Genomic DNA, 23,912 nt, shown 5'->3' on the forward strand with positions numbered 1-23,912 from the left:
TTCCATGAAGTTCGAAACCCCCGCCGGCACCAACCCGATCGACCGGCAAGCGGTCGTCGGCCGTCCCCGCCCCCGCATCGACGGCCCGAAAAAGGTCGCCGGCCTTGCCCCCTATGCCTTTGAACATGCCCGCGACGTGCCCGAAGCCGCCTACGGCGTGATCGTCGGCGCGGGCGTGGGCAAGGGGACGATCCGCTCGATCGACCTTTCCGCTGCACGCGCCGCACCGGGCGTGCTGGCGATCGTCACCGCCGACAGCGCGGGTCCCTTGGGCAAGGGGCGGATGAATACCGTCAAGCTGCTCGCCGGCCCCGCCATCGACCATTATCACCAGGCGGTGGCGGTGGTCGTCGCCGAAACCTTTGAACAGGCGCGCGCCGCCGCCAACCTCGTCCGCGTCGATGTCGCCCGCGCCAAGGGCCGGTTCGATCTGGAAGAGGGCCTGAAATCCGCCAAGCCCGCGCCGGGCGACGATGGCAAGCCCGAGGCACGGGTCGGTGATTTCGAGGGCGCGTACGCCAGCGCGCCGGTCAAGCTCGATGCCGAATACACCACCCCCGACCACAGCCATGCGATGATGGAGCCGTTCGCTTCCACCGCGCGCTGGGAAGGAGACCGGCTGACCATCTGGACCTCGAACCAGATGGTCGACTGGGGCCGCGGCGACCTGGCCAAGACGCTGGGCATCCCCAAGGACAAGATCAGCCTGCAATCGCCCTATGTCGGTGGCGGCTTTGGCGGAAAGCTGTTCCTGCGCGCCGATGCGGTGCTGGCGGCACTGGGCGCGAAGGCGGCGAAGCGCGCGGTCAAGATCGCGATGGCGCGGCCGATGATGGCCAACAACGCCACCCACCGCCCCGCAACGCGCCAGCGCGTCCGCATCGGCTGTACGCCGGACGGCACGATCACCGCGATCGGCCATGAAAGCGGATCGGGCGATCAGCCGGATGGCGGCCCCGAAGCAGCGGTCAACCAGACGAAGCTGCTCTACGCCGGTGCAAATCGCCTGGCGGCGATGCGGCTCGCGGTACTCGACCTGCCCGAAGGGAACGCGATGCGCGCGCCGGGCGAGGCACCGGGCATGATGGCGCTCGAAGTCGCGATGGACGAAATGGCGGAAAAGCTGGGGATGGACCCGGTGGCGTTCCGTATCAAGAACGACACGCAGGTCGATCCGGCAAACCCGAAAAAGCCGTTTTCACAGCGCCAGCTGGTCCGCTGCCTGACCGAAGGGGCCGAACGCTTCGGTTGGGCCAAGCGCAATCCGAAGCCCGCACAGGTCCGCGACGGCAAATGGCTACGCGGGGTCGGCGTCGCATCGGCGTTCCGCAACCATGTGAACATGAAATCGGGCGCGCGGGTACGGTTGGAAAACGGCCGGGTCGTGGTCGAAACCGACATGACCGATATCGGCACCGGCAGCTACACGATCATCGCCCAGACCGCCGCTGAGATGATGGGCGTCGGCGTAGAGGCGGTCGACGTGCGCTTGGGCAACAGCGCCTATCCGGTCTCGGCCGGGTCGGGCGGGCAATGGGGCGCGCCCAACAGCACGGCGGGCGTCTATGCCGCCTGCGTCGCGCTGCGCGGGCAGGTGACGCAGAAGCTTGGCCTCAGTGCCGACGCGGTGTTCGCGGACGGCAAGGTGACCGGCGGCGGGCGTTCCGTTCCGCTGAGCGACGCCGGCAGCCTTAGCGCCGAGGACAAGATCGAGTTCGGCGCGCTCGACAAGCAATATGCCTTTGCCACCTTCGGCGCGCATTTCGTCGAGGTCGCGGTCGATGCCTATACCGGCGTCACGCGGGTGCAGCGGATGCTGGCGGTGTGCGCCGCCGGGCGGATCATCAACCCGACCTCGGCGCGCAGCCAGGTGATCGGCGCGATGACGATGGGCGTCGGATCGGCGTTGATGGAGGAACTGGCGGTCGACCCGCGCTTCGGCCTGTTCGTCAACCACGACCTCGCCAGCTACGAAGTGCCGGTCCATGCCGACATCCCGCACCAGGAGGTCGTGTTCCTCGCCGAAGCCGATGACAAGGCGAACCCGATGAAGGCGAAGGGCGTCGGCGAACTGGGCCTGTGCGGCGTCGGCGCGGCGGTGGCGAACGCGGTATACAATGCCACCGGCATCCGCGTGCGCGACTATCCGATCACGCTCGACAAATATCTCGACCGGTTGCCGGCGGTGGTCTGACCGATGTTGGTCGTCGTCGCTGCCCGACGGGGCGATGACGGAAGATCGAGCCTGATTCCGCCACCCCGGGCTTGACCCGGGGTCCCGCCGCTTCTGCTACCGTGGAAAAAGAAACGTCACCCCGGATCAGGTCCGGGGTGACGTGCGGGGGGAAGGAGTTTCGCCCCCCTCCCCTTGCCTTTGTGCCTCAACCTATCGCTGCCCCTCGACGGTGCGGCGTTCGCCGTCGACCATCCGTTCGATCGGCATGTCGCTGATCGGGCCGGGCGACTGGTCCTGGCGATTGTGGGCGAACAGCCAGCGACTGGCCAGTCCGGCAACAACCGCGCCCGACAGCGGCGCAATCCAAAACAGCCACAGCTGCGACAGCGCCCATCCGCCGACCAGCAGTGCCGGGCCGGTGCTGCGCGCCGGGTTGACCGACGTGTTGGTGATCGGGATCGAGATCAGGTGAATGAGCGTCAGCGCAAGGCCGATCGCCAGCGCGGCGAACGGTACGGCCGAACGGCTGTCGGTCGCGCCGACGATCACCAGCAGGAAGCCGGCGGTCAGCACCGCTTCGGCGACGAACGCGCTGGTCAGACCATAGCCGCCGGGCGAATGTGCGCCATAGCCGTTGGCGGCAAGCCCGCTGGCGGCAAGGTCAAAGCCCGGCTGCCCCGATGCGAGCAGCGCGACGACCGCCGCGCCCAGCGTCGCGCCGACCAGCTGCGCCGCGATATAGCCCGGCAGGTCGCGCGCCGGAAACCGTCCCGCGACGACCAGCCCGACACTGACCGCCGGGTTGAAATGCCCGCCGGAAATGAACCCGACGGCAAAGGCCATGGTGAACACGGTCAGGCCAAAGGCGAGGGCGACGCCCAGCAGCCCGATCGAACCGGGAACATTGCCGCCCGCCGCCAGCACGGCGGCCCCACAGCCGCCAACGACGAGCCAGAAGGTGCCAAAGGCTTCCGCCGCCAGGCGGCGCGCGGCGGCAATCGGCCGCGGACGATCGGGTGCAGTCATCATGCGCTCCAGGAAAAATACGGAGAAAGATAACGGGCGGCGGAACGCCGGAGCGATCCGCCGCCCATACCGGCCAACTGGGCCGGTTACGCGTTACTTGCCGCGCAGGGTGTTGATGATCGCGATGGCGAGCACCCCGCCCAGCGTCGCTGCGGCAAACGGACGTTCACGGATGAACCGGCGCGCTTCGTCGATCAGCGGGCCGACCGATCCCTCGACGGCGTTTTTCGCATCGCCATAGGTCTTCTGCACCGTACCGCCCAGCTGGTCGGCCTTGCCCTCGCCGCGCAGCTTCTCGTTGCCGGTCGCAGCGCCGATGCCTTCCTTCAGCTTGCCGCCGAGGTTGGTGGCCGAACCGGTGAGCGTGTCGATATTCATTGCAGGACTCCATCAGGTTGCGGGTTGCGGGTCGATGGTCATGCCGGGGTAATTGCCCGGCGTGATCCAGCGCCCGTCCGCCATTCGCCAGTATCGACCGGGGCGATGCCAGTACCGCCCTGCCGAATCCCCTGACGAAGACGACGCCGCATCAATTGATCGCGCGCTGAAAATATCCTGGTATCTTTGTACTAGTGACGGCGTATTTTTGCGTCCTCGCCCCGCCCTTTCGCGAATACTGGCCCGTGGCCGGCCCATACCGGGCGCGGGATCGACGCTTCGACATGGATCGGGTGTTTGATCTGCCAGCCAGCTGCAATTTCCCCCTCACCCGCCAGCAAAATCCGACTGCGCGACAAGACTGAATCAATCCGCTCAATCGCTTGCCGGATTGAAGCTATTCGTGGCATAACCGCCGCATCAGGGTTCAAACGGGCGGATGCTGCGCAGCATGAATGCAATCACGGCACAGATCGGCGATCTGGCGGACGCGGGCGAGCGGATGATCGAGCGGCTGCGGCGCAAGGCGTTCCTGCCCGAAAGCCGCAAGGGGCTCAACGTCCGCTTCGGCATCGCCGAGGCAGCGCAGCTGCTTGGTTGTTCGACCAACCGCATCCGCATGGCGGAAGAGGACGGGCGGCTGCCCCCTGCCCCCGCCGCCGATAATGGCCGACGTCTGGGCTACAGCGTCGAGGAACTGCTGCACATGCGCGACGTGCTGGGCGCGTCGCCCGCGCGGGCGCCGCTCGACGTGCCGGCGGTGATCGCGGTGCAGAACTTCAAGGGTGGGGTCGGCAAATCAACCGTCACCACCCACCTCGCCCATTATTTTGCGGTGCAGGGATACCGGGTGCTGGTGGTCGATTGCGACAGCCAGGCGACGACGACGACCCTGTTCGGCTTCAACCCGCATTTCAACATCACCCGCGAAGAGACGCTTTACCCCTATCTCTCGATCGATCCGACGCAGAACGACCTCTCCTATGCGGTCAAGGCGACGCCGTGGCCGAATGTCGACCTGATCCCGTCGAACCTCGAGCTGTTCGACGTCGAATATGAGCTGGCGGCGGCGGGGTCGGACGGCGCATCGGTGCTGGCGGCGCGGTTTCGCAAGCTGAAACAGGGGCTGATCGACCTCGCGCGCCATTACGACATCGTGCTGCTCGACCCACCGCCCGCACTCGGCACGATCAGCCTCGCCGTGATGCAGGCGGCGAACGCGCTGCTCGTGCCGCTGGCGGCGACGACGCCCGATTTCTGTTCGACGGTGCAGTTCCTGTCGATGATGGATCAGGTGCTGCAGCAATTGGGGACGGCGGGGATCGAGGTCGATTACAGCTTCGTACGCCTGATCTGTTCGAAGTTCGACGGCAACGATCCGTCCCACGCGATGGTGCGCGCGATCATGGAGCAGAGCTTCGGCCCGGCGCTCCTGCCCGTCCCGATCCTCGAATCGGCGGAGATCAGCCATGCCGCGATGCGGATGATGACGGTCTATGAGCTCGAAAAGCCGATCGGCACGCCCAAGACGCACAAACGCTGCCGCGCGAACCTCGACGAAGCGATGGGGCAGATCGAGCAACTGGTGCGGCAGGGCTGGGGGCGGGTCGCGCCAGCGAGCGAAGAGGAGGTGGTTAGTGCAGCGGCGGGTTGATAGCGCGCAGCGCGGCAAGCGTACGCAAAGCGCTAGCCTGCTTAACCCGCCCGGCCGACGTGCCAGCAGCCCGTTTGACGTGTTCGCGCAGGCGGACACGGCGGAGTTGTGTGACGCAACGCCCGCCCCTTCCCCCGTACCCCCGCGCAGGCGGGGGTCCAGAGCCACGTCCGTCGTCTTGTCGTTACCCTGGACCCCCGCCTGCGCGGGGGAACGGCAAGCTTCTGGGTACGCCGCTACGCCCGCCCCCACTTTCCTACAACGAAAAGTTCTGCGTATGTTCCGCGCGGAGGTACCCCATGGCGCGTAAGCAATCCGATTATCTGGCCGCGTTGCTCGACGATGGTCCGGCCGACACCCCCGCCCCTGCCCCGCCCGAACGCGGGCCCGAACGGCTGCGCGGCACGACGCTGTTGGGTCGCGAATCGGCGCTCGCGCGGGTGGCGTCGGGGGAAGTGCGACAGGTCACGCAGCTGCTGCTCGATCCGGCACGGGTACGGATCTGGCCGGGCAATGCGCGCTCCTATGCCCACCTGACCGAAGCGGGGTGCCGCGAACTGATCGATTCGATCATCGCCGAGGGTGGGCAGAAGGTGCCGGCGGTGGTCCGCCGGGTCGAGGGCGATCCGGCCTATGATTATGAGGTGATCGCCGGCACGCGGCGGCACTGGTCGATTTCGTGGCTGCGCGCGCACAGCTATCCTGACATGCAGTTCGTGGCGCAGGTCGCGACGCTGGACGACGAGGCGGCATTCCGGCTCGCCGACCTGGAGAACCGCGCGCGGGCCGATGTGTCGGACCTCGAACGCGCGCGCAACTATGCAGCGGCGCTGAAGACGCATTATGGCAATCACGCGACGCGGATGGCCGAGCGGCTGAAGCTGTCGAAGGGCTGGCTGTCGAAGATGCTGCGGGTGGCGACGCTGCCCGATGCGGTGGTCGCCGCGTTCGCCTCGCCGGCCGAGGTGCAGCTGAAGGGCGGCTATGCGCTGGCGCAGGCGCTCGATGACAAGGGGCAGGCGGCGGCGATCCTGGCCGAGGCGAAGGTCGTGGCGCGCGAACAGGCGGCGGCACGGGCGAAGGGTACGGCCACCCTGCCCGCCCCCGACGTGCTGCGCCGGCTGCTCGACGCGCCGTCTCGCGGGAATACGAAGGTGCCGCCGCATGTGTGGACCTTGCAGGCGACGGGCCGGCCGGCAATGAGCGTGCAGACGTCCAACCGGCAGGGCGTGACGCTCCGCCTCCATGCCGGATCGGGCGCAAGCGTCGATGATCTGGCCATGGGGTTGCGCATCCTGTTGACCGAACTGGAGGCGCAGGGGCGCGGGCTGCAGCGGTGATGCACGAAGTTTCCCCGGGGAAACTTTTCGGGCGGTACGCCGTGTCGTCGGCGGGGCGTCGCACGACCGCCCTGCCCGCAGTATTTCCGCGACCTTCGCGCTCCCGCGTGAGCCTTATCGTTAGGACGAGGCAAGTTTCCCCAGGGAAACTTTTGGTCCACTACCTCGCGGTAGCCGGGTCGTTGCTGCCGCACATAAGCCTTGGGACTTCACCCCTCCCCGGCCCGCGCGGAAAAGTTTCCCCGGGGAAACTTTCGGGCAAAGCCGCATGACCCGCCCCCCCCCCGACAAGAGCAGCGAACAGTTCGACCTGTTCCTCCCCTATCTCGCCGACCTGCCGCTTCGCGATCAGCGCGAGATGATGGAGCGGCCGTTCTTCAGCCTTGCCAAATCGAAACGGGTCAAGCCGATCGATTACCAGAGCCCCGACGGCAAGCTGTGGGTCCATGTGTCGGCCAATGCCGATTACGGCATGGCGACGATTTGGGACGCCGACATCCTGATTTATTGCGCGAGCGTGCTGGCCGACATGGCCAGGCGTGGGGTCAATGACGTGCCGCGCAAGCTGCACCTGATGCCCTACGACCTGCTGCGCGCGATCGGGCGGCCGACGACGGGCCGCGCGTACGAGCTGCTGGGCCAGGCGCTCGACCGGTTGGTGGCGACGACGATCAAGACCAATATCCGTGCGGAGAACCGGCGCGAGGCGACGTTCAGCTGGCTGGATGGCTGGACGCAACTGGTTGATGAAAAGACCGAACGGTCGCGCGGCATGACGATCGAACTGTCGAACTGGTTCTGGGAAGGGGTGATGATGACCGGCGGCGTGCTGTCGATCGACCGCGCCTATTTCGACCTGACCGGCGGGCGCGAGCGCTGGCTGTACCGCGTCGCGCGCAAACATGCCGGCGGCGCGGGCGAGGCGGGCTTTGCGATCTCGATGCCGACGCTGTTCGAGAAATCGGGCGCGGAAGGGCAATATCGACGCTTCAAGTTCGAGATCGCCAAGATCGCCGAGCGCGACGAGCTGCCGGGCTACACGCTGCTGCTGGAACAGGGCGAGGGCAAGCGCGAACCGATGGTCCGCATGCGTCGGCGCAGCGACGCGGTGCGTACCGCCAGCGTCGCGCCCTCCCCCGCCCCTGCCCCCGTGCCGGCCACCAGCCCCGCGCCGTCGCCCGCACGTACCGAGGAATTGGTCGATGCCGCCGCGATGATCCGCGCGTCGATCCGGGGCCTCGCGGCGCGCGCGCATGATGGCGAGATCAGCACCCAAACGCTGGAGATGCTGCGCGGCGAATGTCCGGGATGGGACTATCACCAACTCCACGCCGACTTTCGCGCATGGATCGACGGCGATCCGGCCCGCACCCCGGTCAACTACCAGGCGGCGTTCATCGGCTATGTCCGGCGCTTCGACGCGAAGCACCGCCACGAACTGGGGCGGTAGCGGCGGCGGCTTGCGTCGAAGCGCGGCCCCCTGCCCCCGACGGGTGGCGGGACCGCGCGACGGCCGGGCGTTGCGGCCGTCCGGTGACGGCTTCCCCGCATTGGCCCCAAGGGCTTGCCGACAGGGATCCGAAGCGCCTCACCTCCCCGCAAGGAAGCAAAGGCTGGAATCTGCCAGCTCCCGGCAACAAAGGAGCCGGTTGAGGCCACCTGCGTCGGCTCGACGATGCTGGTCGAACCGACTAGCCATAATCTCGGAGACACGTACCCCCGCGCAGGCGGGGGTCCAGAGCCGCAAACGACGCCCTTCCCTTCCCTTGGCCCCCCTGCGCGCGAAGGTACGGCCTGCGTGCTGATTGGACACAGGGTTACCGGCAAGACAGGCGTCGCGCCCCCCTGAAAGCGCGGAAAGTGGTTCTCTTGCACGGACGCGGATCGACGCAACAAGAAGTGGGATTGCATCCGCCAACCGGCCGATTACCCGAAAAGCGTTCCCGAAGTGTCGGCTGTGGTGACCCACCCGAACCGCATCCGTGCCATTATCGGACAGCGGTCGCCAGGTTTGAACGAGTTCGTCGCCTGCCCGGTGCGAATTGATTCAAACACACCGTTGGTTTCGCCCGACTGCGGCAGGCATCGACACTCCGGGAACGCGGTTCGACCTTTCGGGAACGGTTGCCCGACACATCAGGAACGGGACCGTCGATCCTTCGGGAACGAAATGCCGATCCTTCGGGAACGGGTGCCGCGCCGCGAATCGCAGGAACCTGCGGGGTTGAGCAGCGTCCACCGCCCCTTAACCCGCTAACCTTCTAAGAAACCGTCTAACCAGCGGGATGGGTTTGATTCTTTTGGTGGAAGAAGGGCAGGGACACCCGGCTGCACCGGAACTGCACAACCTCTGCGCGAAACCTCCCGCAGCGGCGGACCACCCGTCGACCGCCCCCTTCTATCCCCGTGGCTCCTGTCGTCAAAAGGGAGCCGCACGATGCGCTTCAGTTTCCTGTCGAAGATCGCCGCCACGGTCGCGGTCGTCCTGTTGTTCCACTGGCTGTTCCCCGATGGGTTCGAGGGCGCGCGGGTCGGTGCGCTGGCCGCCGCGTGGCTGACGCTGCTGGTGATGGCCCGGCGCGATATCCGGCATAGCCGCGCGGCGTGGGGGGCGGTCGGCGCGGCGCTGCTGTTCGCCGCCATGTTGTTTGACGATCCGGGGCCGCTGGCATGGGGGCTGTTTTGGGCTGCGCTGTCGGTCGCCGCGTTGTTGCCAAAGGTGCGGGCGTTCGACGATGCGTGGCGTTGGGCCGTGCGGCTGCTGTTCCACGGGCTGAGCACGCCGTTCGCATTGCCGTTTGACCTCAAGCGGATGGGGGCCGTGCGGGGCAGGGGCGTGTCGCCGGTGCGTGTCGCCGCCGTGCTGGCGCTGCCGATCCTCGGCAGCGTCCTGTTCCTGACGCTCTTCGCTAGTGCCAACCCCTTGATTGAAAACGCCTTTAGCACAGTCCAACTGCCCGAAGCATGGCAGCTGACGCTATGGGCGGTGGTCGCCCTGGCGGCATGGCCGGCGTTTCGCCCGCGCGGGGCGGTCTTGCGGATCGCGGCATGGCTGCCCGAGCCCGAGCCGCGGATTCCGGGCACGTCGCTGCCTTCCGTCATGCTGGCGCTGGTCGTATTCAACCTGATCTTTGCCGTGCAGAACGCACTCGACGTCGCCTTCCTGTGGAGCGGGGCGGGGCTGCCCGATGGCATGAGCGCGGCGGAATATGCCCATCGCGGCGCCTATCCGCTGATCGTCACCGCCTGTACCGCCGGCGTGCTGGCGCTGGCAATGCTGCGGCCGGGCAGTGCCAGTGCCGGCAACCGCTGGGCGCGGCGGCTCGTGACGCTGTGGGTCGCGCAGAACCTAGTGCTGGTCGCCTCCAGCGCGCTGCGCACGATCGACTATATCGACGAATCGATGCTGACCGCGTGGCGGATCGCGGCGCTGTTGTGGATGGCGCTGGTCGCGCTGGGGCTGGTGCTGATCGGATGGCGGATTCTGGGGGCCAAGAGCGCGCGGTGGCTGGTCAATGCCAATGCGCTGGCGGCGGGACTGGTGCTGAGCGTCTGCGGCGTCGTCGATCTGGGCGCGGTGGCGGCGGCCTATAATGTGCGGACCAAGCAGCCCGAGGCGATCGACCTCGAATATCTGCTCTCCGTAGGCGATGGCGCGCTGCTGCCGATCCTGGCGTTGGAGCGGCGGCCGATGTCCGCGGCGACGCGCGAGGCGGTGCGAAGCGTGCGCGAAGAGCTGTTCACGAATCTCGCCTGTCGGCAGGCGCACTGGGGTAGCTGGACGCCGCGCGGGGCACGTCGTCTGGACGCGGCGCTGACCTTGCTAGGTGCGCCGGCCAGGTTGCCCGGTCGCTGTGGTGCCAGCCTTCCGAACCGGGTGCAGCCTTGACCTGCGCCCCGCTGGCGCTGATCCAGTGTCCCATGCCGCGCACGATCCTGATCGCCGATGACGACCCGCATATCCGCCAGCTGCTGGCGTTCGCGTTTGCCAAGGCGGGGCTGTCCACGATCGAGGCGGGCGATGGTGAGGCGGCGCTGGCCATTGCGGCTGCGCAGGCGCCCGACCTGATCGTCCTCGACATCAACATGCCGCGCATGGACGGGATCGAGGTGTGCCGCCGTCTGCGCGCGAGCAGCGACGTGCCGATCCTGTTCCTGTCGAGCCGCGACGACGAGATCGACCGTGTGCTGGGGATCGAGCTTGGCGCCGACGATTATGTGGTGAAGCCGTTCTCCCCGCGCGAGGTCGTGGCGCGGGTGATGGCGATCCTGCGCCGCGTCGGCACGCGCCCGCCGGCGGTGGAGAGCGCCGCCGCGCCGCTGGTCCATGGCCGGCTGCGCCTCGACCCCGATGGCTGGCAGGCGAGCTGGGGCGATGCGCCGGTTGCGCTGACCGTCACCGAATTCGGCATCTTGCGCACGCTGGCGACGATGCCGTCGAAGGTGTTCAGCCGCGATGCGATCATCGACCGGCTGCACGGGCCGGGCTTTGCGATCACCGACCGCACGATCGACAGCCATGTCCGCAACCTGCGCGCCAAATTTGCCGAGCTGGGCGCGAACGACGTGGTGGAGACGCGCGCCGGCGTCGGTTATCGCCTGGGGCAATGCGGCGCGTGATCGCTGCCGTGAAGGCGGTGGTCCGGCGGCACTGGCCCCGGCTGCGGCTGCGCACGATCCTGCTCGCGACGTTCGTGTTCGTGGCCGCACTGCCGGGGTTCGGTGCGCTGTTCCTGCGCGTGTACGAAAACAGCCTGCTGCGCCAGACCGAGACCGAGCTGGTGGCGCAGGGCGCGGTGCTGGCGGCGGTGGCGGCGCGCGACTGGCCGGGCGGGGAGGGGGCGGGGATCGTCCGGTCGGGCTATGGCTCCGCGCTCGACCTGCGGCTGTCGCGCATCCTGCCCGAACGGCCGGCGGCGGTGGCGATGCCGGGCGCGGACCCGCAGGCGCAGCGCTGGGCCGAGCGGCTGTCGCCGGTGCTGGCGATGACGGCGGCGACGACGCTGGCATCGATCCAGCTGCTCGATCCAGAGGGGCGCATCCTGGCGCGCGGGGCGGCGGGCAGCGGCTATGCCGATCTGGCGGAGGTGCGCGCGGCGCGGGCCGGACAGGCGGTGACGACCCTGCGCCGCAACGCCGCCTATCGCCCCGACTATCCGTTCGAATGGCTCAGCCGCGCGTCGAACCTGCGCATCCATCATGCGCGCCCGGTGATCGTCGGCGGGCGGGTAGTCGGCGTGCTGCTGCTGGCGCGGTCGCCGCGCAGCCTGTTCGTGGGACTGTACGAGGATCGCGGCAAGATCGCGTTCGGCATCGTCGCGATCTTTGCGACGCTGGTGGGCCTGAGCGGGCTGTTGTCGCGCGGGATCGTGCGCCCGGTCGAGGCGCTGCGCGATGCCACGCGCGCGGTGGCCGGCGGTGGCGGTCATGTGCCCGACCCGCCCGCCACCGCTGCGATCGAGATCCAGGCGCTGTACCGCGATTTCGGCACGATGGCGCAGGCGATCGCCCACCGGTCGCGCTACCTGCGCGACTTCGCCCATGCGGTCAGCCATGAATTCAAGACGCCGCTGGCCGGCATCCGCGGCGCGGTCGAGCTGTTGCAGGACCATGGCGACATGGGGCCGGACGACCGTGCGCGCTTCCTCGCGAACATCGCCGCCGATGCCGACCGGCTGAACCTGCTGGTCAGCCGGCTGCTGGAGCTGGCCCGCGCCGACATGGCCACGCGCGAGGCGGGGGCGGCGACCGACCTGGACGACGTGCTGGCGCAGGCGGCGGATGCCAGCGTGCTGGCGGTCGCGCTGCCGCCCCAACTGCTGCCCGCCGTTGCGGTGCCGCGCGGGGTGGTGGAGACGGCGCTGTCGACGATGATCGACAACAGCCGACAGGCAGGCGCGACGCACATCGCGATCACGGCGGCGGTGGCGGACGGTTCGGTCGTGCTGACGCTGGCCGATAACGGCCCCGGCATCGCCGCCGGCGATCGGGAGCGGGTGTTCGAGCCGTTCTTCACCACCCGCCGCGCCGCGGGCGGCACCGGGCTGGGGCTGTCGATCCTGCGCTCGCTGGTCGAGGCGCATCGCGGCAGCGTCGCGCTGGTGCCGGGGGAGGGGGCGGTGTTCCGGTTGGTGTTGCCGGTGGCGGGGTAGGGGGCGCGGTTCCATGCTTTGGCCCCTATCCGTTCGTGCTGAGTAGGGGCTGAGCGAAGTCGAAGACCCGTATCGAAGCACCTTGCCACGAGCGGTCCTTCGATACGCCCCTTCGACAAGCTCAGTGGCTACTCAGGACGAACGGATGGGGATAGACCTTAAGAGAGCGCTTCCCTGTCCATATAAGGACATAAACTTGCCTATAGGCCTGAAATAGGCCATATAAGGCCGATGCTTTACACTCCCGTCGAACTTGCCACCGCGCTGGGCGACCGCATCCGCGCCCGGCGCAAGGCGATGGGCATGACCCAGGCTGACAGCGCAAGCCGTGCCGGCGTGTCCTATCGCACCTGGCGGCGGATGGAGGGGGAGGGGAAGGCGTCGATCGACGATCTGGTACGCGCGGCGATCGCGCTGCGGTGCGAGGATGCGCTGGACGCGCTGTTCCCGCCGCCCGCCGCCGTCAGCATGGACGCGCTGCTGAGCGACCAGCGAAAGGTGAGGCGGTGAGGCTCGCCCCCGGACAGCCGCTGCATGTCGCGCTGCATGGGGAGGCACCGGCGGCGCGGGTCGCGATGGCGGGTGGCCTTGCCCAGCTCGAATGGACCGCGCCGGCGATCGCCGATGGGCGGCGGCTGTCGCCGCTCCACTATCCGCCCGAACCGGGGTTGCAGGCGGCACGGACGCGCGCGTTCGACGGGCTGCACGGGTTCCTGGCCGACAGCCTGCCCGAAGGCTGGGGCGCGCTGCTGATGCGGCGGCGGCTTGCCGCGCTGGGCGTCGATATGGGGCGGCTGTCGGCGCTCGACCGGCTCGCGCTGGTCGGCGATCATGGGCGCGGGCGCCTGACCTTTGCCCCGGCGACGACACCGGTGGCGGAGGCGGAGACGATCGACCTCGATGCGCTGGCGGCGGAGTCGCAGGCGATTTTGCGCGGGGAGGGCGGGGCGCTGGGCGACCTGCTCGCCGATCTGGGCGGCGCATCGGGCGGCGCGCGGCCGAAGGTGCATGTCGGCTTTGGCCCCGATGGCGCGATCAGCATCGGCGACGGCGAATTGCCGCCGGGCCATGCTGCGTGGATCGTGAAGTTCCGCGCGCACGCCGATCCGGTTGATATCGGCCCGGTCGAGCAGGCCTATGCCATGATGGCGCGCGCCGCCGGGCTGACGATCGGCGAAACCCGGCTGATCGCGGCGCGCCACGGCCCGCCCTGGTTCGCGGCGCGGCGGTTCGACCGGCCGGGGGCGGGGGCGCGGGTCCACATGGTGTCGCTGGCCGGCGCGATCGAGGCGTCGCCGCAGGTCGCGGGCACGATCGATTATGACATGTTCCTGCGCGCCACGCGGGCGATCACCCGGGACGAGGGGGATGTGGTCGCCGCCTTTACCCGGATGGTGTTCAACGTGCTGGCGGGCAATCGCGACGACCATGGGCGGCAGCATGCGTATCTGATGGACGAGGCCGGCGACTGGCACCTCGCCCCCGCCTACGACCTGACCTTTTCCGACGGGCCGGGCGGCCAGCACGACCTGGCGGTGGCGGGGGAGGGGGCGATGCCTACGCGGGGCCATGTCGATCGGATCGCGGCGGTGCACGGCATCGCGCCGAAACGGGTCGCGGCCATCGTCGAACAGGTGGCCGATGCGGTCGCGGGATGGCGCGACGCCGCGCGCGACGCCGGGGTCGGCCGCGACACGACCGCGCTGGTCACCGCGAGGCTGGCGACGATCCGCGCTGGCTTTGCCGGGTAGCGCGGGGTGACGCCGGGGGGCGGGGGTCGTAAGGGTGCCGGCATGGCTGGCCTTTCCCCCCGACCCGGCGTGCTGCGCCGCTGGACGCCCGCGCGGTGGCGCGCCTTGTTGCGGGCACGGGGGCCGCGATCGGTGCAGTTCCGCACCCGCACCGCGATCCTGGCCGGGGCGATCCTGATCGGCATCGTCGCGACGCTGTTCGCGATCGCCTCCGACTGGGCGGGCGAGCTGTTCGGGCAATATGCCCGGCGCGCGCAATGGTGGCCGCTGCTGACCACGCCGCTCACCTTCATGCTGCTGGTCGCGCTCACCCGGCGGCATGCCCCGCTGGCACGCGGATCGGGCATTCCGCAGGTGATCGCCGCGCAGGCCGATCCGGGCCGCGCGACTGCCACGCTGATCTCGGTACGCACCGTCGTTGCCAAGGCGGCGTTGACGATCGGCGCGGTGCTGGGCGGCGCATCGGTCGGGCGCGAGGGGCCGACCGTGCAGCTGGCGGCGGCGGTAATGGGGGTGACCCACCGCGTGCTGCGCGTGCCGCTGCGGGGCGGGGTGCTGATCGCCGGTGGCGCGGCGGGGGTGGCGGCGGCGTTCAACACGCCGCTTGCCGGATTGCTGTTCGCGATCGAGGAACTGGCCTCGGCCTATGAACAGCGCGTCACGCTGCTGGTGCTGGCGGCGATCGTGATCGCGGGCATGGTCGCGCAGTCGGTGCAGGGCGACTATCTCTATTTCGGGGCGATCGGCGCGCATATGTCGCTGGGCGCCGCGTTGATGGTCGTGCCGGTTGCGGGCGTGCTGGGCGGCGTGTCGGGCGGGCTGTTCTCGCGCATTCTGCTGGGCGTCGCGACCGGGGGCAACCGGGTGAGCCGCTGGGCGCGCACGTTCCCCGTGCGGTTCGCCGGCGTGTGCGGCGGCGTGGTCGCGCTGCTGGGCGTTGCGACCGGGCTGACCTGGGGCACGGGCTATTCGGCGGCGCGGGCGATGATCGTCGGCGTCGACGCGCCGCTGTGGTTCGGGCCGGCCAAGCTCGCCGCGACCGCCGCGACGGCGATCGCCGGGCTGCCCGGCGGAATCTTCGCCCCGTCGCTGGCGGTCGGCGCGGGCGTCGGCAATCTGCTGCGCGAGGTGTTTCCGGGCGAACCGGCGAGCGCGGTCGTGATCCTCGGCATGGTCGCCTATTTCGTCGGTGTCGTCCGCGCGCCGCTGACCGCCGTCATCATCCTGACCGAAACGACCGGCAGCCGGGGGCTGATGCTGCCGATGTTCGCCACCGCCTTCATCGCCGATTTCGCCAGCCAGTGGGTGTGTCGGGAAAAGCTGTACCATGGGCTGGCGCAAGGGTTTGCCCTGCCACCGCCAAAGTAACCGCGCGCGCCTCCTGCGCGGCGATGCGCTGGGCCAAGTCGGCGACGGGTGGGACGATACCGGTCAGGAACAGCGCGGCGCGCGCCTCCGCCAGATCGGGATCGGCCATCGCCTGCGCCAGCACGGTGGCGAGCAGCGTCGCGACCGCATCCGGCGCGGCGGTGACGAAGGCGGGGGTGGCCGCCGGCCCGGTCATGTCGAGGATGCGCAGCCGCGCGGCGTCGGCGGGATCGTGGCGGGCGATCGCGGCAAAGGTCACTTCGTCGATCGCGGCGACATCCGCCTCGCCCACCCCCACCGCGCGCACGCTGGCGGCATGGGCACCGGTTTCGATCACCGCGCCGAAGAAGGCGTCGCCTCGGCTAAGCGGTGCGATCCGGTCGCGCAGCAGCGCCATGCCGGTGTTCGACCCCGGATCGTTGATCGCCGCCACCCGGCCGGACAGGTCGGACAGGATGCGCGCCGGATCGTCGCGGCGCACCACGATCAGGCTGCGATGCTCGCCCGCACGCTCGGTGCCGGCATAGACCGGATGGGCGAGCAGGCGCAGGCCGGGATGCTCGCGCGCCCACGGCCGGGTACAGATCATGCCAAGCAACAGCCCCGGATGCGACCAGATCGCATGCGTCGACTCCCCGCGCGTCAGCCGTTCGGGCACGCCGGGCAATCCATGGTCGCGCAGCCGGTCGCGGATGCCCGCCCATAGCCGGTCGTTGGCGTCGTGTTGCGCCGGATGGTCGTACATCCCCAGCCACGCGACATTATCCATGGGCGCGGTCCCGCAGCGCGGGGTGGCGCACCGCATCGTGCGGGGTGATCGCGAACCGGCGCAGCACCTCGCGATAGCCGCGATAGCGCGGTTCGGGCCGCTCGGCACGGGCGCGCTCGATCGTCGGCAGGCGATACCATGGCGCGGCGGGCACGGCATGGTGCGCGGCGTGCAGGTTGTTGTTGAGGAACAGCAGCGCCAGCGGCCCGCGCGACGCGACCGTGGCGGCGCGCGACGGGCCGGGGGCGTCGGCGCGGTGTTCGGCAAAACCACGCAGCAGCGACGCCGCCTGTCCCGGCAGCACGAAGCACAGCAGATAGGTCCCGACCGGCAGCGCGACGAGGTGCAGCCAGCCAAGCACCAGCGCGACGCCGATCAAGTGCGGCCCCCATTCGCGCGCGACCCCGGCGGGATCGCTGCGCAGCCGCCGCGCCTCACCCGCCAGGAACAGCGCGATGGCGGCGACGGGCCCGACCAGCAACTGCCCGACCAGCGTCGCGCGCCACCGCGCGACGACCGCGACGATCCCGCCACCGTCCGCGACATAGCGCGATTCGGGATCGTGGCCGGGATGGGTCGGGTGCGGCGATCGGTGATGCGCCTCGTGCGTCCGGCGATACGCGCCGTAGGGCAGCCACAACGACAGCGGCACGCCGCCGATCAGGTCGTTGACCCTGCGCCAGCGCGTCGGATGGCCGTGGATCGTCTCATGCTGCAACGACCCGTGCCACGCGACGAACCACCCGCCTAGCAACGCCAGCACCGGCCAGGGCAGCACGGCATGGGCGGCTGTCACCGCCAGCCACCCGCCATGGATCGCCACCGCCAGCACCACGGTCGGCCATTCGATCGATCGGACCTGCTTCGTCATATTCCCATCGTATCAGTATGATTATCGCGATGGCAAGGGCCGGGGCGATGGGCATGATGGACACGACCCGCGTTTCCCTCTTGTGGGCGTATCGATAAACGGCAATGATGATGCCCTTGATGGGGGGATCATCGATGCAGCATGCCCTGCGCCTCGACGGCGTGGTGAAACGGTTCGGCGCCATGACGGCGGTCGACCATCTGAGCTTTGCCGTCGCGCCGGGCGAGGTGTTCGGCTTTCTCGGCGGCAATGGCGCGGGCAAGACGACGTCGCTGCGCATGGTGCTCGACATCATCCGCCCCGATGCCGGGCACATCGAGGTGCTGGGCAAGCCACCGGGCCGCGAATCAAGCGGGCTGCTGGGCTTTCTGCCCGAGGAACGCGGGCTGTACCGGTCGATGACCGCGCTGGAGACGGTCGTCTATTTCGGGCGGCTGAAGGGGATGACCGCCGCCGATGCCCGTGCACGCGGCCGCGCGCTGCTCGACCGGTTCGGGCTTGGCGCAAACCTGAAGACCGGGGTCGACAAATTGTCAAAGGGCATGGCGCAGAAGGTGCAGCTGGCCACCGCCGTCATCAATGCGCCCCGCCTGCTGATCCTCGACGAACCCTTTTCCGGGCTCGATCCGGTCAACCAGGGGCTGCTGGAGGACGAGATCCGCAACGCGGCAAAGGGCGGGGCGGCGGTCGTGTTTTCGACCCATGTGATGCAACATGCCGAACGGCTGTGCGACCGGCTGCTGCTGCTGGCGAAGGGTGCCAAGAAGTTCGAAGGCACGCAGGACGAGGCGCGCGCGACGCTGCCCGCGCGGCTCGACGTGGTGGCGCGCCAGTCGCCCGCGACCCTACAGGGCGTGGCGTCGGTGCGGGACAAGGGCGATGCCGGCGATGGCTGGACGCTGTGGGAAGTGGCGCTGGCACCGGGGCACCACCCCGCCGACCTGCTGCAATTCTGCACGACCACCGGCGTGCCGCTGCGCCGGTTCGAACAGCATCGGCCCGGCCTGCACGATGTCTTCCTCCATATCGTCGGACAGGCGGAGCCACGCGCATGATGAACCATATCCTGCTGGTCGCCGCGCGGGAGTTTCGGCAGATCGCCGCCACGCGCAGCTTCTGGGTCACGCTGCTGATCCTGCCGCTGGCGTTTGCGATCGGGCCGGTCGCGTCGCGCTTCCTCGACAATTCGGACACGCAGCGCGTGATGCTGATCGACCGCAGCGGCGGCACGACGGCGCAGGCGATTGCGGCGCGCATCGACCTCGACGAACAACGCCGCGTGCTGACCCAGTTTTCGCGCTATGTCGAAAGCAACCGGTTGGAGGGCGTCGATCCCGCCGCTCCCTGGGCACGGCACGATCGCTGGTACAGCGACGCCGATGTCGCGGCCTTCACCGCCGCCGGCGGGGTGAACGCCGCGCTGGCAAAGGTCCGGGCAAGGGGGGGCGAGGTGCCCGACTTCGACGCGCCCGATCCGCTCTATGCCATCGTGCCCGCGCCCGCCCCGGTTGCCGCCGCCCCGCCCGAACGGATCGGCACCGCGCTCGAAGGGCTGCTGCGCCCGGCCGAGGGCAGCAAGGCGAAACCGCTCGACTATGCGATCTACATCCCCGCCGATTTCGGCCGCTCGCCCGAGGTAAAGTTGTGGGCCAACGGCGCGCCCGCCAGCGGCTTCGTAACCATGGTGCAGGGGCTGCTCGCGCAGGAACTGAAGGTCCGGTATCTGCAGGCGAACGGTGTCGCCGCGCCGGTCGCCGCCGCCTCCACCCGGATCGCGCCTGCCATCGCCATCGTCGTGCCGCCACGCGGCAGCGGGCGCGAACGCGTGCTGATCCGTTCGATCCTGCCGCTCGCCTGCGCCTATATCCTGCTCATGTCGCTGATCCTGTCGGGCAGCTGGATGTTGCAGGGATCGGTCGAGGAACGCGGCAACAAGCTGATCGAAACCGTACTCGCCTGCGTCAGCCCCAACGAACTGATGTACGGCAAGCTGGTCGGCACGGTCGGCATCGGGCTGTCGATGGTCGCGACGTGGGCGGTATGCGGGCTGGTCGCCGCCTTCGCCACGCAGGGCGCGATCGCCGAGATGATCCGCCCCGCGCTGGAACCGGTATCGTCGTTCGGCGCGATCGCGACGATCCTGTATTTCTTCGTCGCGGGCTATATCCTCGTCGCGATGATCTTCCTGACGATCGGGGCGATGTCGGATTCGATGCGCGATGCGCAGGGGTATCTGACCCCGGTGCTGATGGTCATCATGATCCCGGTCACGATCCTGGTACAGGCGGTGCTGCGCGGCGCGACCGGCCCGGCGGTGGAGGTGCTGACCTGGGTCCCGATCTGGACGCCGTTTGCGGTGCTGGCGCGGCTCGGCACCGGCATGCCGCTGTGGCAGGTATGGGCGGCAGGCGCGCTGACCGCGGCGTTCATCGTGGTCGAGGTGATCCTGCTCGGCCGCATCTTCCGCGCCAGCCTGCTGGCGGGCGGTGGCCGGCCGCAGCTCGGCGCGCTGATCGGGCTGATGCGGCGGCCGGGCTGAGGGTCAGGCGCTGATCGCCGCGCGGTCGCGCCACGGGTCGAAATAGGGGTGCGCCAGCACGCGGCGTGCATTGCGTTCGCCGATCGCGGTGTCGTTGACCAACCGGCTGCCCGCGACGGTGCGGTAACAGGCGACGCACGTCTCCAACCGGACGAAGCGCGCGCCGGCCGCCGCTGCGCGGGTGTAGAAGTCCCAGTCGTTGCAATTGTGGAAGCTGGGATCGAACCCCTGCACCCGTTCGACCATCTGGCGGCGGACCACCGACCAGCTCGGCCCGATCACCCCGCCGCTCATCAGCCCGGCACCGATGCAGCCGCCATCCCATCCACATTCGGGCGCACCCGGGGCAGCGTCCCCCTCGATCCGCGCGAAATGGCCGACGACGATATCGTGGCCGGCGGTGGCACTCGGCGCCAGCAATGCCCGCGCCGCACCTGGCAGCCACACGTCATCGCTGTCGAGGAAGGCGACCCATTCGGCGGTCGCCAGCGCCACGCCGCTGTTGCGCGCCTGCGATGCGCCAACGTTGCGCGGCAGGATCACCGCCTCCACCCGGTCGTGCGCCGCGGCTAGGGCGCGGATCACCGTCGCGCTCGCGTCGCTCGACCCGTCATCGACCACGATCACCCGGCACGGCGCATGGTCCTGCGCCAGCACGCTGTCGATCGCATCGGCGACGACATGCGCGCGGTTGTGACAGGGGATCACGACGTCATACGACGCGAGGCGGGGCGGAACATGCTGCATGTCCGCCCCTTGGCCCCAAGCGCGCCGTCGATCAAGGGTCAGCGCGCACCGATCCCGACGCGTGCCCCGGCATAGAAATACCGCCCGACCGGCGAGATCGGCAGGTTGGTTTCGAACCCGATATCGGGCCGCTGGTCGATCAGGTTGTTGACCCCGCCGTAGAAGGCGAAGCGGTCGTTGACACGCACCTGTGCCTGCACGTCGTGGCTCCACAATTCCTTGTACCGGAAATAGCGCGGATCGACGAGGGTCGGATTGCTGTCGGTGTCGATCCGGGCAAAGCGGCGGACCCCGTTCTGCCAGCGCAGGTTGTAGCTGAGCGTCAGCGCGCCGCTTTCCCAGCTGGGCGAGAAGGCAAGCGTGTAGCGCGGGCGGAACGGTTGATCGACGTTGTTTTCCGCCACCGCGCCCGGTGTCGCGACCTGTTCCAACCGGTCGAGATACCCGCCGACGAGGCGCAGGTCGAACCGGCCGATCCGCGCGGTCGTGAAGCGATAGGCGATGTTCAGTTCGGCGCCGGCGGTGCGATAGGCCGCGACATTCTGCGGCTGCACGACGAAGCCGGCGATGAATCCGCTGCCGCGCGCCCGGCTGATCGCGGCGCAATAGGCGTTGTCGAGGGTGGGCTGATCGACGCACAGCTCGGCGATCTTGTTCGCATCGGGCGTGGCGATCGCGTCGGTCAGGTCGATGTCGTACCAGTCGAACGCGATCGACAGGCCGGGCACGACCTCGGGGCGCAGCACGACCCCGGCGGTCCAGGTCCGCGCGACTTCGGGGCGCAGGCTGCGATTGCCCGATTGCGTGCCGGGAATGAAGATCGTGGCGTTGGGATTGTTGGCGGCGGTGAAGGTCGCCGGATTACCGCCCGCCGCGGTGATGAGCGACTGGCAATTGGCGGCGCGGAATGGGGTGCCGAGGGTGCGGTTGGCTAGGTAACATGGGTCGGAGAAGAAGTTGCTGGTGCCGGTTGCGGCGCGGAACAGTTCCCCGATGTTGGGCGCGCGCACCGAGCGGCCGTACGACCCGCGCACGCTGATCGAGGGGACAGGGGCGTAGATGCCGTTCACCTGCCATGTCCGCGTCGTGCCGATCGTCGAATAATCCGACAGCCGCCCGGCGACGCCGACCGACAGCAGGTGCGCGAACCGCACGTCCTTCAGCAGCGGCGCGTTCAGTTCGCCGAACGCCTCCCACACGTCGAAGCTGCCGCGCGAGGGGGTGGGGATGATATATTCGTCATATTGGTAGAAGGCGTTGTCGAGCAGCGCCTGTGCCGGATCGAACCGGCTCGATTCCCTGCGATATTCGCCACCGGCGGCAAAGGCGACCGGGCCGCCGGGCAGCGTGAAGAGCTGTCCGAAATCGCCGGTCAGCGCGGCGTTGACGACATGCTGTTCGAGCCGCGCATTGCTGACCGGATTGTTAAGATAATAGTCGAACGAGCGGCCATCGACGGTGCGCCCGCCAAAGGTGTTGACCGGCACGCAGCCCGCCGCGCGCGCGGTGGCCGAGCGGCACACGATCTGCCCGCTGGCATCGCGAACGGCGTCGAGCGCTTCAAGAAAACGCGTGTTCAGCCGGTCGTTCAGCTTGGTCGCGCGCACGTCGGTGCGGCCATAGGTGTAGGACACGTCGTAGGACGCATGGTCCGACACCCGTCCGCTGGCGTCGAGCACGCCGCGCCAGGTCCGGCGGCGGTCGGTTTCCCCCCGCCTGGGAATGTCGAAATTGTTGCGGCTGATATCAACCGAGGTCAGGCCGGCGGCGCGCGCGGCGGTCAGGATCGATTGCGGGATGTAGGGATTGTCGAGCGCGATGGTCGCGGGATAATTGCCGCCATAGCCGCTGAAGCTCGTCACCTCGCTCTGGACGAACTTGCCCTCGGCCGACAGCTTGAACGCGTCGGAGAAGTCGAACCGGGCAAGCGCGTTGACGGCGTGGCGTTCGGATCGTGGCAGGATATCGCCGACATAGCCCGCCACCGGCGTATCGTCGCCGCCGACCGAATAGCCGTCGTTCAGCAGGAACCGGCCGGGGGTATAGGCGGCACCGTCGCCGCGAAACACCTGGTCGCCGATCACGACATAGCCCTGGTTCGATCCGTAGGGGTAGCGCAGGTCGCGCACCGGCGCGACCTTGTAACTGCCCGAACGGGTCGGATCGTAATCGTCGGTGTTCACGAAATATTGCCGCTGGGCGAGCGCCAGATAGTCGCGGTCGTCGTTCGTTAGCGGATCGTCGGCGTTATATTCGTATGCGAGCGTCAGGTTGCCGCGCCCATCGGCGAAATTGCGCCCGGCGATGACCGAGGCGAAGCGGTTGCCGGCATCGCCGCGTTCCGAAATCCCCGCCTGCACCCGCGCCGCCACGCCATCGAAATCGCGGCGCAGCACGAAGTTGACGACGCCCGATACCCCGTCCGCGCCATAGATCGCCGATGCCGCGCCGGTCAGCACGTCGACCCGTTCGATCAGGTCGGTCGGGATGGCGTTGATATCGACCGCCGCGGTATCCGGCTGTCCCGCAACATGCCGCCGCCCGTTGACCAGCACCAGCGTGCGATTGGGGCCAAGGCCACGCAGGTCGAGCAGGTTCAGCCCGACCTGTCCCAGCGCGCCATCGGCCTGGCTGCGCCCGGCGGTGCGCGTGCTGTCGAGCGAATTGGTCAGCGCCGGCACGCGTTGCAGGAAGGTGGTGACGTTGGTCGTCCCCGATTGCCGCAGGTCGGCGGCACCGAACGACACCACCGGGTTGGGCGCGGCATAATCGGGCCGGGTGATGCGCGATCCGGTGACGACGATCTCCTCGCCGCTTGCGCCGGCGGTGTCCTGTCCGTCGCTGGCCGCTTCGGTCGGGGCGGCGGGCGGGGTCGTCTGGGCCTGTGCATGGGCAGCGGCAAAGAGCGCCACCCCGGACAGGAGGTGGCGGCGCGTGGTGGTCGGCATGGTCGGAATATTCCCCCTGGGCCGTTCGATCTTCGTCGAACGATCTTCATGCATCCAACGCACCGACAGGCCGATCGATACCGTACGGCAGCGGACCATGTTTTGCGAAGTTTCCCGATGTTTCCGCGACATCGCGACTGGCGTGGACGCCGGCGATCCGGCACGGTCGCGCGGTGACGGGTTCCCGGACATG

General features: G+C 68.9%; 18 protein-coding genes. 12 read left to right on the forward strand and 6 right to left on the reverse strand.

Features of this window, described 5'->3' with window-relative positions:
- The first annotated feature begins 4 nt into the window (after positions 1–4).
- Positions 5–2,194, forward strand: coding sequence for an aldehyde oxidoreductase molybdenum-binding subunit PaoC (gene paoC, locus ASE58_RS16255; protein WP_055823696.1), 2,190 nt, complete (start codon positions 5–7; stop codon positions 2,192–2,194).
- 192 nt (positions 2,195–2,386) lie between these two features.
- Here paoC and aqpZ read toward each other — a convergent pair whose 3' ends face one another.
- A complete protein-coding gene (aqpZ, locus tag ASE58_RS16260) occupies positions 2,387–3,205 on the reverse strand; it encodes an aquaporin Z (protein WP_443024678.1) in 819 nt (272 codons plus the stop codon).
- A gap of 90 nt (positions 3,206–3,295) precedes the next feature.
- Positions 3,296–3,580 (reverse strand): CsbD family protein, encoded by a 285-nt coding sequence (locus tag ASE58_RS16265; RefSeq protein WP_055763943.1) that lies wholly within the window; start codon positions 3,578–3,580, stop codon positions 3,296–3,298.
- A 451-nt stretch (positions 3,581–4,031) separates the two neighbouring features.
- On the opposite strand from ASE58_RS16265, the gene ASE58_RS16270 reads away from it, so the two are divergent.
- From ASE58_RS16270 to ASE58_RS16310, 9 genes are all read left to right on the forward strand, one after another.
- On the forward strand, positions 4,032–5,234 hold the full coding sequence (locus ASE58_RS16270; protein ID WP_055824006.1) for an AAA family ATPase: 1,203 nt from the start codon (positions 4,032–4,034) through the stop codon (positions 5,232–5,234).
- A 299-nt stretch (positions 5,235–5,533) separates the two neighbouring features.
- Positions 5,534–6,574: a ParB/RepB/Spo0J family partition protein gene (locus tag ASE58_RS16275; protein ID WP_055763942.1), complete on the forward strand. Its 1,041-nt coding sequence runs from the start codon at positions 5,534–5,536 to the stop codon at positions 6,572–6,574.
- A gap of 268 nt (positions 6,575–6,842) precedes the next feature.
- Positions 6,843–8,024 (forward strand): replication initiator protein A, encoded by a 1,182-nt coding sequence (locus ASE58_RS16280; RefSeq protein ID WP_055823699.1) that lies wholly within the window; start codon positions 6,843–6,845, stop codon positions 8,022–8,024.
- 987 nt (positions 8,025–9,011) lie between these two features.
- Positions 9,012–10,463, forward strand: a complete 1,452-nt coding sequence (locus ASE58_RS16285) for a DUF4153 domain-containing protein (RefSeq protein ID WP_055823703.1) — start codon at positions 9,012–9,014, stop codon at positions 10,461–10,463.
- The gene (locus ASE58_RS16290; RefSeq protein ID WP_235513657.1) at positions 10,460–11,194 is read left to right on the forward strand and encodes a response regulator transcription factor; all 735 of its coding nucleotides are present in this window, start codon (positions 10,460–10,462) and stop codon (positions 11,192–11,194) included. The genes ASE58_RS16285 and ASE58_RS16290 overlap by 4 nt, the downstream gene beginning before the upstream one ends.
- Complete coding sequence (locus ASE58_RS16295) at positions 11,182–12,726, forward strand: sensor histidine kinase (RefSeq protein WP_055823706.1); 1,545 nt, start codon at positions 11,182–11,184, stop codon at positions 12,724–12,726. The genes ASE58_RS16290 and ASE58_RS16295 overlap by 13 nt, the downstream gene beginning before the upstream one ends.
- 231 nt (positions 12,727–12,957) lie before the next feature.
- The gene (locus ASE58_RS16300) at positions 12,958–13,236 is read left to right on the forward strand and encodes a helix-turn-helix domain-containing protein (RefSeq protein WP_055823709.1); all 279 of its coding nucleotides are present in this window, start codon (positions 12,958–12,960) and stop codon (positions 13,234–13,236) included.
- Complete coding sequence (locus tag ASE58_RS16305) at positions 13,233–14,477, forward strand: type II toxin-antitoxin system HipA family toxin (protein WP_055823712.1); 1,245 nt, start codon at positions 13,233–13,235, stop codon at positions 14,475–14,477. The genes ASE58_RS16300 and ASE58_RS16305 overlap by 4 nt, the downstream gene beginning before the upstream one ends.
- A 42-nt stretch (positions 14,478–14,519) precedes the next feature.
- Positions 14,520–15,845 (forward strand): chloride channel protein, encoded by a 1,326-nt coding sequence (locus ASE58_RS16310; RefSeq protein ID WP_055823715.1) that lies wholly within the window; start codon positions 14,520–14,522, stop codon positions 15,843–15,845.
- On the opposite strand, the gene ASE58_RS17640 is transcribed toward ASE58_RS16310, so the two are convergent.
- Positions 15,757–16,614 carry a phosphate/phosphite/phosphonate ABC transporter substrate-binding protein gene (locus ASE58_RS17640; protein WP_082468179.1) on the reverse strand — a complete coding sequence of 286 codons (858 nt, stop codon included), beginning with the start codon at positions 16,612–16,614 and terminating at the stop codon, positions 15,757–15,759. The two genes, ASE58_RS16310 and ASE58_RS17640, sit on opposite strands and share 89 nt — an antisense overlap.
- The gene (locus ASE58_RS16320) at positions 16,607–17,485 is read right to left on the reverse strand and encodes a fatty acid desaturase (RefSeq protein WP_055823720.1); all 879 of its coding nucleotides are present in this window, start codon (positions 17,483–17,485) and stop codon (positions 16,607–16,609) included. Before ASE58_RS16320 ends, ASE58_RS17640 begins: the two co-directional genes overlap by 8 nt.
- Positions 17,486–17,619: 134 nt before the next feature.
- Here ASE58_RS16320 and ASE58_RS16325 point away from each other — a divergent pair, with 134 nt between their 5' ends.
- Together ASE58_RS16325 and ASE58_RS16330 are read left to right on the forward strand one after the other, a co-directional pair.
- The gene (locus ASE58_RS16325; protein WP_055823725.1) at positions 17,620–18,540 is read left to right on the forward strand and encodes an ABC transporter ATP-binding protein; all 921 of its coding nucleotides are present in this window, start codon (positions 17,620–17,622) and stop codon (positions 18,538–18,540) included.
- Entirely contained in the window at positions 18,537–20,024 is a 1,488-nt protein-coding gene (locus ASE58_RS16330) for an ABC transporter permease (protein ID WP_156347796.1), read from the forward strand. Before ASE58_RS16325 ends, ASE58_RS16330 begins: the two co-directional genes overlap by 4 nt.
- Positions 20,025–20,027: 3 nt before the next feature.
- Here the strand turns inward: ASE58_RS16330 and ASE58_RS16335 are convergent, their stop codons facing one another.
- Positions 20,028–20,771 (reverse strand): glycosyltransferase family 2 protein, encoded by a 744-nt coding sequence (locus ASE58_RS16335; protein WP_055763921.1) that lies wholly within the window; start codon positions 20,769–20,771, stop codon positions 20,028–20,030.
- Between the two features lie 38 nt (positions 20,772–20,809).
- Positions 20,810–23,719: a TonB-dependent receptor plug domain-containing protein gene (locus tag ASE58_RS16340; protein ID WP_082468209.1), complete on the reverse strand. Its 2,910-nt coding sequence runs from the start codon at positions 23,717–23,719 to the stop codon at positions 20,810–20,812.
- Between the last annotated feature and the right edge of the window lie 193 nt (positions 23,720–23,912).

The organism is Sphingomonas sp. Leaf9 (genome assembly GCF_001421355.1).
Classification (GTDB): Bacteria; Pseudomonadota; Alphaproteobacteria; order Sphingomonadales; family Sphingomonadaceae; genus Sphingomonas.